At 59.4% G+C, this 13370-nt stretch carries 15 protein-coding genes; 4 read left to right on the top strand and 11 right to left on the bottom strand.

Going from position 1 to position 13370, the window contains the following annotated elements; translation table 11 throughout:
• The first annotated feature begins 84 nt into the window (after positions 1-84).
• The 4 genes from xthA (at position 85) to arsJ (ending at position 3869) form a co-directional block, all read left to right on the top strand.
• Complete coding sequence (gene xthA, locus AUP74_RS12400; RefSeq protein WP_069947845.1) at positions 85-900, top strand: exodeoxyribonuclease III; 816 nt, start codon at positions 85-87, stop codon at positions 898-900.
• Between the two features lie 256 nt (positions 901-1156).
• Entirely contained in the window at positions 1157-1507 is a 351-nt protein-coding gene (locus tag AUP74_RS12395; protein ID WP_069947844.1) for a metalloregulator ArsR/SmtB family transcription factor, read from the top strand.
• A gap of 59 nt (positions 1508-1566) precedes the next feature.
• A complete protein-coding gene (locus AUP74_RS12390) occupies positions 1567-2568 on the top strand; it encodes an ArsJ-associated glyceraldehyde-3-phosphate dehydrogenase (RefSeq protein WP_069947843.1) in 1002 nt (333 codons plus the stop codon).
• Between the two features lie 83 nt (positions 2569-2651).
• Entirely contained in the window at positions 2652-3869 is a 1218-nt protein-coding gene (arsJ, locus tag AUP74_RS12385; protein WP_069947842.1) for an organoarsenical effux MFS transporter ArsJ, read from the top strand.
• 3 nt (positions 3870-3872) lie between these two features.
• Here the strand turns inward: arsJ and AUP74_RS12380 are convergent, their stop codons facing one another.
• The 11 genes from AUP74_RS12380 to gspF all read right to left on the bottom strand — a co-directional run bounded on the left by AUP74_RS12380 (position 3873) and on the right by gspF (position 13368).
• The gene (locus AUP74_RS12380; RefSeq protein WP_069947841.1) at positions 3873-6083 is read right to left on the bottom strand and encodes a hybrid sensor histidine kinase/response regulator; all 2211 of its coding nucleotides are present in this window, start codon (positions 6081-6083) and stop codon (positions 3873-3875) included.
• Between the two features lie 108 nt (positions 6084-6191).
• Complete coding sequence (locus tag AUP74_RS12375; protein ID WP_069947840.1) at positions 6192-6395, bottom strand: DUF2788 domain-containing protein; 204 nt, start codon at positions 6393-6395, stop codon at positions 6192-6194.
• 203 nt (positions 6396-6598) lie between these two features.
• The gene (locus AUP74_RS12370; protein WP_069947839.1) at positions 6599-6871 is read right to left on the bottom strand and encodes an acetyltransferase; all 273 of its coding nucleotides are present in this window, start codon (positions 6869-6871) and stop codon (positions 6599-6601) included.
• Between the two features lie 200 nt (positions 6872-7071).
• On the bottom strand, positions 7072-7557 hold the full coding sequence (gene gspM / locus AUP74_RS12365) for a type II secretion system protein GspM (RefSeq protein ID WP_069947838.1): 486 nt from the start codon (positions 7555-7557) through the stop codon (positions 7072-7074).
• Positions 7558-7596: 39 nt separating this feature from the next.
• Entirely contained in the window at positions 7597-8910 is a 1314-nt protein-coding gene (gene gspL / locus AUP74_RS12360; protein ID WP_158514570.1) for a type II secretion system protein GspL, read from the bottom strand.
• A gap of 11 nt (positions 8911-8921) precedes the next feature.
• Positions 8922-9932, bottom strand: coding sequence for a type II secretion system minor pseudopilin GspK (gene gspK, locus AUP74_RS12355; protein WP_069947836.1), 1011 nt, complete (start codon positions 9930-9932; stop codon positions 8922-8924).
• Positions 9932-10693 carry a type II secretion system minor pseudopilin GspJ gene (gene gspJ / locus AUP74_RS12350; protein WP_069947835.1) on the bottom strand — a complete coding sequence of 254 codons (762 nt, stop codon included), beginning with the start codon at positions 10691-10693 and terminating at the stop codon, positions 9932-9934. The genes gspK and gspJ overlap by 1 nt, the downstream gene beginning before the upstream one ends.
• Positions 10690-11061 carry a type II secretion system minor pseudopilin GspI gene (gspI, locus tag AUP74_RS12345; protein WP_069947834.1) on the bottom strand — a complete coding sequence of 124 codons (372 nt, stop codon included), beginning with the start codon at positions 11059-11061 and terminating at the stop codon, positions 10690-10692. Before gspI ends, gspJ begins: the two co-directional genes overlap by 4 nt.
• Positions 11054-11626: a type II secretion system protein gene (locus tag AUP74_RS12340; RefSeq protein WP_069947833.1), complete on the bottom strand. Its 573-nt coding sequence runs from the start codon at positions 11624-11626 to the stop codon at positions 11054-11056. Before AUP74_RS12340 ends, gspI begins: the two co-directional genes overlap by 8 nt.
• Before the next feature lie 20 nt (positions 11627-11646).
• The gene (gspG, locus tag AUP74_RS12335; protein WP_069947832.1) at positions 11647-12075 is read right to left on the bottom strand and encodes a type II secretion system major pseudopilin GspG; all 429 of its coding nucleotides are present in this window, start codon (positions 12073-12075) and stop codon (positions 11647-11649) included.
• A 75-nt stretch (positions 12076-12150) separates the two neighbouring features.
• Entirely contained in the window at positions 12151-13368 is a 1218-nt protein-coding gene (gene gspF, locus AUP74_RS12330; RefSeq protein ID WP_069947831.1) for a type II secretion system inner membrane protein GspF, read from the bottom strand.
• Positions 13369-13370: the final 2 nt, after the last annotated feature.

Genomic DNA, 13370 nt, shown 5'->3' with positions numbered 1-13370 from the left:
AAGGGGCATTTCCCGTATAATGTGAAAACTTGAACGACACACAGGTTGGGTACGCCCGGCCTTTTTTATTTTGGGGGAAGAGAAGTGAAAGTCGTTTCCTTTAACGTCAACAGCATTCGCGCGCGCCTTCACCAGCTGGAAGCACTGGTGGATAAGCACGCACCGGACATCATCGGCCTGCAGGAAACCAAGGTCACCGATGAGGAGTTCCCCGTCGATGTCATCCGGGACCTGGGCTATGAGGTGATCTTCTTTGGACAGAAGACGCACTACGGCGTAGCGATGCTCTCAAAGCTGCCCTTTGTACATCAGGAGTTCGGCTTTCCCGACGACGGCGCCGAGGCCCAGCGGCGGCTGGTTACCGGAAAGTTCGACATCGGTGCGAGTGAACCACTGACCGTGATTAACGGCTACTTCCCGCAGGGAGAGAACCGCGAGCATCCGATCAAGTTCCCGGCCAAGCGCAAGTATTATGCCGACCTCAGCAACTACCTGGACAAGCATTGCAAGCCTGATGCGCCAGTGCTTGTGATCGGCGACATGAATATCTCCCCCACCGACCTGGATATCGGTATCGGCGAGCCCAACCGAAAGCGCTGGCTGCGCGATGGGAAGTGCAGCTTCCTACCCGAGGAGCGGGAGTGGCTGCAGAAGGTACAGGACTGGGGGCTGGTCGATACCTTCCGCGAGTTGCACCCGGACACCGACGACATCTTCAGCTGGTTCGATTACCGCAGCCGCGGTTTCGACCGGGACCCGAAGCGCGGACTGCGCATCGACCTGATTCTCGCCACCCGACACCTGGCGGAGCACTGTACTGAGGCCGGTGTCGACTACGATATCCGCGGTATGGAACGCCCCAGCGACCATGCGCCTGTATGGGCGGAATTCAAAGTTTAATTCCCGAGTGGGCGCCCTCTGCGGCGCCCTTTTTGATGGCCCCTCCACCCCCTGTGGACCGGTCCACCTGGCCCACCTCCCCCGGAAATCACGAAACGCCGCCGTAACTGCAGCCCTTTTTGTTCGTGCATCTGTTAAACACCCGACTCGGGATTCCGGCGCCCTCCAGCTTAACAATCCGCAAACATATACGCCCTTCCACATATATGTCCTAGCGTATATGATTCTGCGCTGATGCATTAGCGCCAACCCCGATATGGAACCACTGCTGCTATACAAACACCTTGGTGAAGAGACCCGTCTGCGAATTCTGCTGCTTACCGCGGCAGAGGGCGAGCTGTGCGTCTGCGAACTCACCGAAGCCCTGGACGAGAGCCAGCCCAAGGTTTCCCGCCACCTGGGCCTGCTTCGTGACGCCGGGCTACTGGATGACGAGCGACGGGGGAAATGGGTTTTCTATCGCATCGCGGATCAGTTGGATCGATGGGCAAGAGAGGTCATTGAGCTGACTCTCGAACACCCTCCTGGTATCCACTTGCAAGATCGGCAGAGGCTGGCCGGCATGGGCCCACGGCCGGTCAGGATTGGGCGCTGCCAAGCTTCATAAACCCCGGATTCGCACACTAGGCTGGAATTCAGAGACGCGCTGCAACAGGAGAGGACGCTATGGCGATTAAAATTGGAATCAATGGATTTGGACGCATCGGCCGGCTGGCGCTGCGGGCCGGCCTCGACAACCCGGCACTGGAATTCGTCCAGATCAACGATCCGGCCGCAGATGCGCCCACCCTCGCCCACCTGCTGAACTTCGATTCCGTGCACGGGCGCTGCAGGCACGAAGCGAGCGCAGAGGAAAACGCGATCGCGGTCGACGGCCACCGTATTCTCTACTCACGCAACAAGGCAATCGATGAAACCGATTGGTCGCACTGTGACCTGGTCATCGAAGCCTCTGGCAGAATGCGCGACGCGAAACTCCTGGACGGCTACCTGCAACAGGGGGTTAAGCGCGTCGTAGTCACTGCACCAGTCAAGGATTCTCAGGTCCTGAATGTCGTTCTTGGGGTTAATGACCACCTGTACGATAGCGGGCGCCACAAGATTGTCACCGCGGCCTCCTGCACCACCAACTGCCTGGCACCGGTGGTGAAAGTGATCCACGAGCAGCTCGGTATCCGCCACGGCTCCATGACCACCATCCATGACATCACCAATACCCAGGTAATCCTTGACGCTCCACACAAAGATTTGCGCCGCGCCAGGGCCTGCGGCATGAGCCTGATTCCCACCACGACTGGCAGTGCCACTGCGATCACCGAGATCTTTCCCGAGCTCAAGGGGCGCCTTAATGGTCACGCCGTGCGGGTCCCGCTGGCGAATGCGTCACTGACTGACTGTGTTTTCGAAGTGGACAGGGAGACAACCGTGGACGAGGTGAATGCCATGTTGCGCGATGCCGCAAATGGAGAACTCAAGGGCATCCTCGGCTACGAAGAGCGCCCTCTGGTCAGCATCGATTACCGGACCGACCCACGCTCCAGCATCATCGATGCGCTCTCGACCATGGTCATCAACGGCACCCAGGTCAAACTTTACGCCTGGTATGACAACGAGTGGGGCTACGCCAATCGGACGATCGAACTGGCCGCGATGGTCGGAAAGGATTAAACGACCAACCTAGCCGTAAAGGACGCATCGCTGTGGCCGCAAGGCCGTAACCTCTTGTCGACATTGGGCCGCTTGAACCGCTTATGCTCGCAACGCTCTCTCCCGAGGTGCGCCAGTACCTGGTTGTCACCGCGAACTACTGGGCCTTTACCCTGACCGATGGCGCGCTGCGCATGTTGGTGGTCCTGTATTTTCACCAGATTGGCTACTCACCGCTGCAAATTGCCCTGCTGTTCGTTTTTTACGAGGCATTTGGCGTTGTCACGAACCTGCTGGGCGGCTGGCTGGGTGCACTGATAGGCCTCAACCGGACCATGAACATCGGCCTGGGTCTGCAGGTAGCAGCCCTGGCGATGCTGCTGGTTCCGGAAAGCCGGCTTTCGGTGCCTTGGGTAATGTTTGCGCAGGCGCTCTCCGGTATCGCAAAGGACCTGAACAAGATGAGCGCCAAGAGTGCCATCAAGCTGCTCGTGCCCGGCCAGGATTCTGGGCGCCTCTACCACTGGGTGGCGCTGCTCACGGGGTCCAAAAACGCCCTGAAGGGCGTCGGTTTCTTTCTCGGTGGGCTGCTACTGGCGACGTGGGGTTTCCGCGGCTCCATCTTCGCCATGGCAGCAGGATTGGCGCTGGTGTGGCTGGGGAGTCTGATGTTATTGAAGCGTGATTTGGGCCGGGCCCGTGGAAAGCGCAAGTTTCGCGACATCTTCTCCAAGAGCCGCGCCATCAACCTGTTGGCAGCTGCCCGCGTCTTCCTCTTCGCCGCGCGGGATGTCTGGTTTGTGATAGCCCTGCCGGTATTTTTGAGCAGTCAGTTTGGGTGGGACCACTGGCAGGTCGGCGGCTTTCTCGCCTTATGGGTCATTGGCTATGGCATCGTCCAGTCCCAGGCGCCGCGCCTGACTGGGAGCGCGCCCGGCAGGCGTTCAGCATTTGTCTGGGCAGCCGGTCTCGGCACCGTACCAGCCGCCATCGCGCTACTTCTGGGCACCGACTTGGCACCGCAGGCGACGATTATCGTGGGCCTCCTGCTGTTCGGGGGCTTGTTTGCTGTGAACTCGGGTCTACATAGTTACCTGATAGTGCACTTCGCACGGGAAGATGGAGTATCGATGGATGTCGGCTTTTACTACATGGCCAACGCGGCGGGCAGGCTTGCCGGAACCCTGTTGTCGGGTTGGGTTTTTCAGGCCTCAGGCCTGGAGGCCTGCCTGTGGATCTCAGCAGTTTTCCTGTTGGTCTCAGCCCTGATCGCCCTGGGCCTTCCTGAGGACAACCGCAGTCCTCAGGTGGTCGCCAAATAACGCTTAGTCGTCCCCGAGCCAGCGCTCCAGAGTCTCCCGGAGGGGCTCTTTGGCCAGAGGCTTGGTCAGGAAATCATCCATTCCGGCCGCCAGGCAGCGGCCTTCAAATTGCTCCTCGGTGGTACTGGTCAGAGCTACGATTGGCAGCCGATCTTCAGGCGAGTGCTCGGTCTCCCAGTGGCGCAGGCTTTCAATGATCTCGGCACTGTGCTCGGTGTTCTGCTGGCAGTCGACGAGAATCATGTCGTACTGCCCCTCGGGTAGACGCTCAAGGGCACTTTCTACTGACGCCGCCACGTCCACGCGGTAACCCAGCGCCTGCAGCATCTCCTCCGTCACGCCCTGGTGCTGGCGGGACTCCTCGATGAGCAGCAGATTCCGCTGACGTGGCGACACCCCGCTACTGGAAACAATACGACGACTCGCCTTCCTGCTCCCGCCGAAAAGACGACTGATCAGCGCATCATGCAGCTCCTTGCGGGTCACGGGTCGCCCAAGGTACATGGCTCCAGGAACAGCCTGCATCAGCGGCGCGAACTCTGGTTTCTGGCCATAACCGCCAAGACAGATCAGAGGGCAGCCCTCCGTGTCGACACCCTCGGAGGTGTAAATGCGACTGACATCCGCAAGCAGGGTTTCGTCCCCCATTGCCGGGGCCAGCATCACGAGCTGGCGGCGCTCTATCGAGCGCTTCACTGCCGCTTCCTGGTCATCCTGGCTCTCGGCCTGCCACTTCAGGCAGGTAACTTCCATGCCAAACGAGCGCAGCACCTGAACCAGACCGGCAACAAACAGCCCCTTCTGATGGAGCACCAGCACCTCGCAGTCCTGCAGGCGCCGGTCCGGCGTGAGATATACCCGCTGGTTCAGTTCCATCGCCAGCTTGATCTCCACGTGATAGCGGTTGCCATCCGGGGAGGAGTGCAGCTGAAGATAGCCGCCCATGGCTTCCGCCAGGCCCTTGGCAATGGAAAGTCCGAGGCCGGTCGTCACCTGGGTGGTATCGAGACGCGAGAAAGCACCGAACAGCTCACTCTCGTCCGGCAAAATCTCGCCGCGGCCATCGTCCACGAGGCTGATGGTGAGCTGCCCCTCGCCTTGGTTGATGGGGCGGAAGCTGACCTGCCCCCAGAGTTCACCAACCTGGGCAATGGCCGTGGCCGAATCCACCAGGTTGCGAATCAACTGGGACGTTTTGCGGTTGTCACCAATTACCATCACCGGCAGGTTGTCATCAATCTGGAAATTGAACTCGAGGCGCTGACGATGGGCAGCCCGCGCCGCGAATTTGAACGACTTCTCGATGGTCTTGACCAGGTTGAAAGATCCCTGCCGCAACCGGATATCCTTTCGCGCGACGCGGGTGAAGAGCCCCACATTATCAACCAGCTTGAGCTGTTGGCTGCCTGCATTCTTCGCCAGCTGCACCCACTCCCGCTGTCGCTCCGAGAGCGGCTCCGCCTCAAGTAGCGCCAGAGCGCCGAGGGAGTCGGAAAGCTGGCTGCGAAATTCCTGCCCGATATTCGCTACAAACTCGTTGGTGAGCTCTACCGCGGCTTCGGAGTGTTTGCGCGCAGCTGCCAGGTTGCTGGCCCGGGTCTGCAGATCCTGCATCGCCGAGAGGCGGTCCCAGTAGTTCTCCGAGTCACGGCGCCCCTGGTGCACGATCAGCCAGACGAAGGCGATGGTCAGGAACCCATAGATGCCACCGAGCACATCGCCGGAAAGGAACGCCTTGATGGCCGCTGGCAGCAGCGAACCACCAACGAACCAGCCGAGGAAACGGTAGTAAGGGGAAAATACGGAGGTGACGCTCGAACAGAAAATTACCGTGTAGAGCCACAGGAAGTGTGTCTCCGGAGCAAAACCCAGCAACCATACATGGCATAGGAGTATGACACCCCACCAGGCGGCGCCCAGTGTTGAGGCGAGAAAATAGCGTCGGCGCCAGCGGTTCGGACCAGTGGCATAGAGGGCGGAAAAACGGAAGACGTAATAGCCACGCCAAAGCGTAAACAGCACCAGCACGATGCCAAGTACGAGTGCCAGTCTGGGCGCAACAAGCCGCAAGTCGCCAATAACAATCGCAATGGCGAACGCCAGCAGGGACAGCAACATACCCCGCCGGCTGTATTTGGCGATCCGGGTATCTGTGACCCGGCAAACCCGTCGATCCTTCTGGACCTTCAGCGAGGGACGATCAAATATGGGCATGAATCCCTTCCCAAAATGCAGTGGACCACAGGCGTTCCGCCCGGGCTGCGCAATACTGGCTCATCTGGCCGGCGTAGACACCGACGACCCGCAATTTGCGGCCCGGCACTAGCCGATTCCCATCACTTCAACCAGAACTGTCTTGATAACAAAGCCGAGCAAACCGAGCCCGAGCGCCAGAAACAGGATAAAGGTACCGAAGCGGCCAGCTTCCGACTCTTTTGCCAGGTTCCAGACAATGAAGATCATGAAAAGAATCAGTCCACCGACGCCCAGCCAGAGGGAGTACTCTTCAAACTGCTCAAACGACATGTATCAGCCCGCTTAAAAATTGGCGCGCATTTTACAGGGTTACCCAGGTGGTGAACAGCGTCACGCAAGCCTCCGCCGCCCACCGCGTCTTGTTGATCAGCGCAGCTCACCGGCCTCCCCGCCGCATCAATCCGGTGTTTATCCGCCACCTCTTAACCAGTGCTTTCCGGCTACGTCCAGGCAAGAGCACGGCAGTCCATGAATCAGGCGCCCTGATAGTAGTCGCTGTCTTCGGCAGCCCTGGTGCCACAACGCAGTCGACGCACTTCCCGGTCACGGTAGCGACTGTCATGCCAGCACCGTGGCAGGGCCTCACCGGACAGGAAACTGAGCTGGGTTTTATCGAAAACTTCCGGATCCTGTACCTCCTCTCCCCAGAGGTAGCGGCCGACAACGGTCAGTTCGTAAGGATTCGAGAGAGTAACGATATCGGCGACTTCGACCAGGTGGTTAGTGGCGGTATCTTTGAACAGCATGGTGGCACCTATTTCTTCAAGTTACTTTCAGTATAGGGCCCTCTGGCGCAATTTCTTCTGCTTCCGACAGCCACCATGAAGCCTATGCGAGCCGCGAAACCATACGATTTAAAAGAACAGTTCTGTGGCTTTTTAAACTCTTGATGCATTTTTCTCGAAGAATACTGCAGATTATCCTCGCAAAAAGCTGAAGCGATGCCTTACCCCTCCAGCGTCAGGCGGGCGGATACCATCCCCGGCTCTCCCAGGGCATCCATGTTGACCGTGCGGATACTAATGCCCTGTTGGAGCAGGTTGTTGAGCCACGGCTGCAGATCCTGGTAGCGGGCACTCTCGATCCACAGGCGCACACGTCCATCACCCTCCGGCTCAAAGCGCTTGATTGCGATCTTTCTCTGCTCCGCGGCAGCAGTCACTCGCTGCAGTAGCGTGCCACCGGCAACCGGGTTGCTCTGGCTGCTGCCAATCTGCTCGAGAACTGGTCGCTGATCCTGCATCCATGACAGCAACTCGGCGGCCTCTTCCGCCCGAGCCTGCGCTCCCTCGAAGTAGTGCTTGGCAGGCAAGAACAGACCGTAGACAACAAATAGCCCGCCGAGAAATACACCCAGGAGCCCGAGAGCCCTCTGGTCGCTCGAGGGCAAAGCCCGCCACTTTTGCAGTAATTGCTCAATCTGCTGCTTCATAGTTCGATTACTTCGTTAATTTCAGCGGATCTCACGCCCTTAGCGGAGACGGATTCGACCAGAAACGCCATCTTCCAGCTCGTTTGCTGCAAGCAGTTCCGCACGGACCGGGCCAGCAGAGAGCTGGCCAACAACGGTGTCCAGATCGGAGAGGTTCTTGGCCTGCAGCTGCAACACCATGTCACCGCGGGTGCCATCAAAGCGCAGCGACTGCAGTCGCAACCCCTGGCTGCGACTCTGCGCCCAGACCTGGCTCAGGTGCTGGAGCATGTTCGCAAAGGTACCGCCGCCAGCTGAGGACTGTCGGAGGTAACCCTCCACCTGGCGCCTGATGTCTGCACGCGGGGTGTCGTTGGGAAACAGCTCGGAAAACAGCGCCTGAGCCTCTTTCTCGATGGCAGCAGCACGCCAATTGCTGTAGGTCCCTGCCCCCACAAATAGCAGTAGCTGGAGTACAAAACATGCCGCAGCCACCTTTGCGGGCAATGCCCACCAGTGCCGCTCGGAGGTCGGTTCCGCCGGCTTGAACTCACCGCACAGCAGATTGGCCAACTGCGCTGCTTTGGCAGCAGCTACGAGCTGCGCTTCGGGCTGCTCCCTGTGGAATTCGAGCCGATCACCAAAGAGGATCCGCAGCTCGGCTTCGAACAGCTCGTCGACTTTACCCAGCACTTTGAGAGTTGGGCTGACAACACCACCGTCCGGCTCGGAGGAACCGTCGTTGCTACTCAAGGCCAGGCTTTCGAGCACTGGCTTGAGGTATTGGCGGCGAAGCGATATGCCATGCCCCTGTCCCTGCCACAGGTGAGCGTGCTCACCATCAAGCCAGAGAATGTCACCTTCCTCACCACTATCGAGGAGCTGGTATTCCGGAATGACCGCCAGCACCGACCAGCCCAATCCGCTGAGCGCCGCAGATACAGCAGCCATTCTCTCGCGATCCACGGCATAAACGGTACACAGTTCACCGCTTCGCGGCTGACAGAGAAAATGCAGGTCTTCAACATCCCCCGCGAGACGCTCTTCCACCATATAGCCAACAGCCTGGGGCTGACGCCGGGCAGCTTTGGGTATCTGCTCGGTACCACTCCAGACCCAATGCCCCGGAAGCAGCAGGAGTACTTTATCCCCCTCCGCAATACTCGGTGGTAACAGCTCATCATTTTGTGCGCCAGTCTCAGGCAGATGAAATGCCGTACGCAGAGATTCAGGCAAAGCACATTGGCGCCAGCTACCGTCCGACCACTGAGACAGCCCGACACTCGATTCGCCGGGCATCTCCGCAAGACGCAGTAGCCGGGTCTCACCGGCGGTGTTTGAACGCCCTTTAGCAGGGCTTGATGTTTTAGTCATAACCATATGATTTAATTGGTTTTTTGGGAGACCTCAGAAACTGCCTCACCCAATAATTCACCCATCTGTGCTACCGCAAAAGGGCGGCGCTGGCGCTGTACTACGCGCACCAGCCCACGGCGCTCATCCAGCTGCAGGAGCGACTCCCAGTATTGCTGATGATCCCCCTGATCCCCCAGCTGCACCGCTATCCGGGCCAGAAAATAGCGACTATGAAAAACGAGCCCGGGCGCACTGTTGAGACCGTACGCTTCGAGCTGCTCCCGTTCTGTGAAAACACCATCAGCCTCGCGGAAGCTTTCCAGTTCCGTCACCCGAGCCTGGGGCTCAATGGCCGCAAGAATCTCTGGGGGAGCGAAATTGACGTTGATGGCAGTCCCTGTTTCGGGCAGCGCGCACAGATAGGGACGCAGCGCCTGCCAGTCTTCCGGCTCCATTCCCACGACCGCCGCCAGCTCGGAAATATCGGTAATCGGCGCGTCCGGAGTCCGGTGCGCCACCTCCCGACCCAGGTAGCCGTCATCTTCGGTGCCCGGAGCCAGCGGGGTATCGCCACTGTCGACCCAATCCTCAATCGCCCGCGCAAGATCGGCTTTACCAGTCAGGTTGCGCACCAGCCGATCGAAAAACTGCTTTTGCTCAGACTCCTGACCTGCATCGGTCAAATTATTCACATTAAAGCAGGAGTGTAACTCCTTGATATTAATGCGCATTTTTCCGTTATCCGGATTGAAGGAAAGCGCTGGTACCGCCCAGGCCTCCTCAGCCGTGTCAGCCGAATTCGGCTCCTCTTTGTCCTGCTCGAAATCCCGCTCCAGGGCAATCCGCGCCCATGCCTCTGCGCCGCCTACAAACTCGGCCAGCTGGGTATTGGCGAGCAGCGCTCCGGTTCGGGTTACTGCTATGCGGTTACGGGTAATCGTGTGTGTCAGGGCCGCAACGGCAATCACCAGCACCAGCAGTACGGTAATCAGGGCCACACCCCGTTGGCGACCGAGGCTGGACGAAGGACGTAAACCCATCACTGCCCGGCCTCCGTCTCAGTACCACCCTGCTCTCCCGGGTTTTCCTCTCCTGGCTCACCGTCAGCCCCCTCAGGCGCGCCCGCCTCACCATCTTCATCCGAACCTGTAGAGCCCAGCATTTCATAGCGGTTCAGGGGGAACACGCGACGGATTTCCCCGGCGCTGGTCTGCAACGTCAGTTCAATCGCGGCCGGAAGCCGGGTTTCGAGCGTGCTCCCCAGACTGCGACTATCCACCGGTGGCCACTCCGCCAACCAGACCTTGGTGTCGGGGTCGTAATACCGGAAGCCCAGCGTCTCGACGCCGAGCAACAGCGGCTCGGGGACCGGCTCGGTATCCGGCGCCCGGTCCAGGACACGCCAGCGACTGCGCAACAGCAAGGCGCCCGCCTCCTCGAGAGTGGTCTCCTCCTCCGCGAAACCCAGGCTGTAACTCAGACGCAGCAGTTCCCCGCGGGGCTCACCGGTAAGGTTCGCCGCCCCCAGACGGGTAAACTCCAGCTCGTCTACATCGCCCCGCAGGGCTGGCTCGTAGCCGCTGTAGGCATTCTTCACCGGCCTGGCCGTTAGCTGGCGGAGGTCATCCTCCATACGATACATGGCCATGGAGAAGCGGCGCATCTGTTCCGCTCGCTCCGTGAGCATGCGATCGGTGCCATTCAGGGTGTCAATGAGGGCATACGACCCCATGCTGATCACAGAGACGATGGTCAGCACCACCATCATCTCGATCAGCGTAAAGCCATGTTGGCGCCTCATTGCTTTGGCTCCTGTGCCGCCCAGGCGTCCAGTGTCAGGGTGGGATTCTCTGCATCCGGTCGCATCACTTCGATGCTGATCTGACGAAGGCGCGGCTCTTTGGTGTCTTCAACATTGGCCGTCACCACCCACTCGCTTTGCCCCTGAATAATCCGCTCAGACTTTCTTCCCAGTGGCGGCCAGGGGGACTGCAGTCGAATTTCTGCCAATACCTGCTGTGCCACCCAGTTGGCAGCCAGCCGCTCTTCCAGAAAAGCCTGCGTACGCACGCTCTCCTGCATGGTCCTGAGCACGCTTGCGGCGATCACGCCAAAGATGGTCAGCGCCACCAGCACTTCGATCAGCGTAAAACCGCGCTGCTTACTCATCGTTGGCGCCCCACTGCAATTCCAGCCCGTTGAGACTGCTGTAATTCATCCGGGCTTCACGCTGCACGCGGCCTCCCTCCAACAGGAGGACAGCCAGCTCCGCCGGGAGCACTTCGCCGCTGGACAGGGACACAAACTGGGGAATAGGTTTTTCATCATTGCGGCGGTCGGCAGCGAACTCCGCAGGAGCAGTAACAGGCATTTCCGCCTCGGACAGCACCTCGAGACGGATATTGTCGGGGAGTTGGTGTGACGCGAAACGAGCCGCAGCAGTGCCCTGTGCCGCTTCGCCAAGGGATTCCCAGGTCATGGTAATGGGATCGAAACGCACAACGCTGTAACTGTCCGGCTCGAACACCACACCGTAATGCGCCTTGTCGATCAAAGCCCGGTCGGCCACCAACTGCAACAGGTTGGCCAGGCGTTGCACCTCTGCACTCCAGGCCCTGCCACCGGCGCCACCGAGTGAAACCACCGCCATGCCAGCGAGCACGGCAATGATAACGATCACTACCAACAATTCGATCAGGGTGAAGCCGCGATGGCGGCCCGGCAACGCTTTCATGGCAAGCGGCCTTCTAGCGATCAGAGCTCAGAGGCAAACAGATCAGCAGCCTCACCCTCGCCACCGGGCTTGCCATCGGCACCGAGGCTGAACAGGTCGTAAGGGCCCTCGCTGCCCGGGCTGACGTACTGATATTCATTGCCCCACGGATCCTTCGCTTCACGCTTCAGATAGGGCTGGGTCCAGTTCTTGGCCTCGGGAAAACCACTGGGCTTGGTGACCAGTGCCTGGAGCCCCTGTTCGGAACTCGGATAGACAAAGTTATCCATCCGGTACATGTCCAATGCAGTCTCGATGGCGCGCAAATCTGCTACCGCCGCCTTCATGCGCGCCTCACCGGTACGCCCCATGATATTGGGCACCACCAGGGCACCGAGCACCCCGAGAATCACGATCACGACCATAATCTCGATCAGTGTAAAGCCGCCGCTTTTTCGCAGATTTTTCATAACATCACTCTCTGTCACGGTTCTCTTCTTTGCGCTTCTGCGCGCTGATTTGGCCGTCCAATCGGGCGCGCCCGGTTAGACGACCATCTGATTCATACTCATGATCGGCATCATGATCGCCATCACGATAAAGAGGACAATGGCTGCCATCAGCAGCAACATCGCCGGCTCAAAAAGGCTCACGAACGCCGTTACAGCGCCCTGCAGATCCTGCTCCTGAGACTCCGCTGCCCGCCCGAGCATCTCGTCCAGTGAGCCGGACGACTCACCACTGGCGATCATATAAATCATCATGGGCGGGAAATATTCGACATCTTCCAGCGCTTTGCGCAGGCTGCCCCCCTCACGCACAAACTTCTGTGCACTCTGCAGGCGCCCCTTCAGGAACTCATTGCTCATCACGCCACTTGCGATCCCCATGGCCTGGACCAGTGGTACGCTGCTGCCGGTGAGGATTGCCAGTGTGCCGACATAGCGCGCACTCTGTGCACCGCGAACAAGCCAGCCGATGACTGGCAACTCCAATAGTCGGTGGTGGAAACGGTAACGGACGGCGGGTTGTCGCAGCATCATTGCAATGCCGATACCCAGGGCGATCAGTGCCGGCGGTACCAGCCAGCCCCAGGCGGCAATGAAATCACTGATCGATACCAGAATGCGTGTGGGCAATGGCAACACCTGCCCGGTGCCGGTGAATACTTCAATCACATCCGGCACTACGTAAACCATCAAACCAGTCACTACCAGCACGCAGACAAACACCAGAACCAGCGGATAGATCAGTGCCAACTGAACTTTCTGGCGGAATTTCTGCTGGTTTTCCACATACTCGCTCAGGCGCTCGAGAACGTCATCGAGGTGGCCGGAATGCTCACCGGCTTCCACGGTTGCCCGATAGAGTTTGGGGAAAGCGCGCGGAAAGTTACCGAGCGCCTGGGCAAAGCTGTGCCCTTCGAGAATCTTGCCGCGAACGGCCAGTACAATGCGGCGGATCTTTGCATTGCGGGTCTGGTTGGCAATCGCGCTCAGGGTCTCCTCCAACGGGATCCCGGCTCGCAGCAACGTGGCAATCTGGCGCGTCAGCAGCGCCAGGTTCTTCACACTGAGGCCAGGGCTGCCGGACAGGAGCGAGGCACCGCCAGTGGTGGAGGACTCCGTCGAAGGCCCCACCTCCAGGGGGACCAGGCCGCGGGCTCGCAGCTGCTGGCGGGCAGCCTTGGCGCTATCCGCCTCAAGCGTACCGCGGTTTTTGCGTCCGGAATCGGTGAGCGCGATGTACTCAAAAGCGGCCACAG

It is taken from the genome of Microbulbifer aggregans (assembly GCF_001750105.1).
In the GTDB taxonomy this organism is placed as follows: Bacteria; Pseudomonadota; Gammaproteobacteria; order Pseudomonadales; family Cellvibrionaceae; genus Microbulbifer; species Microbulbifer aggregans.
Note: the sequence above shows the minus strand (reverse complement) of the source record. Positions and strands in the feature narration are given on the sequence as shown.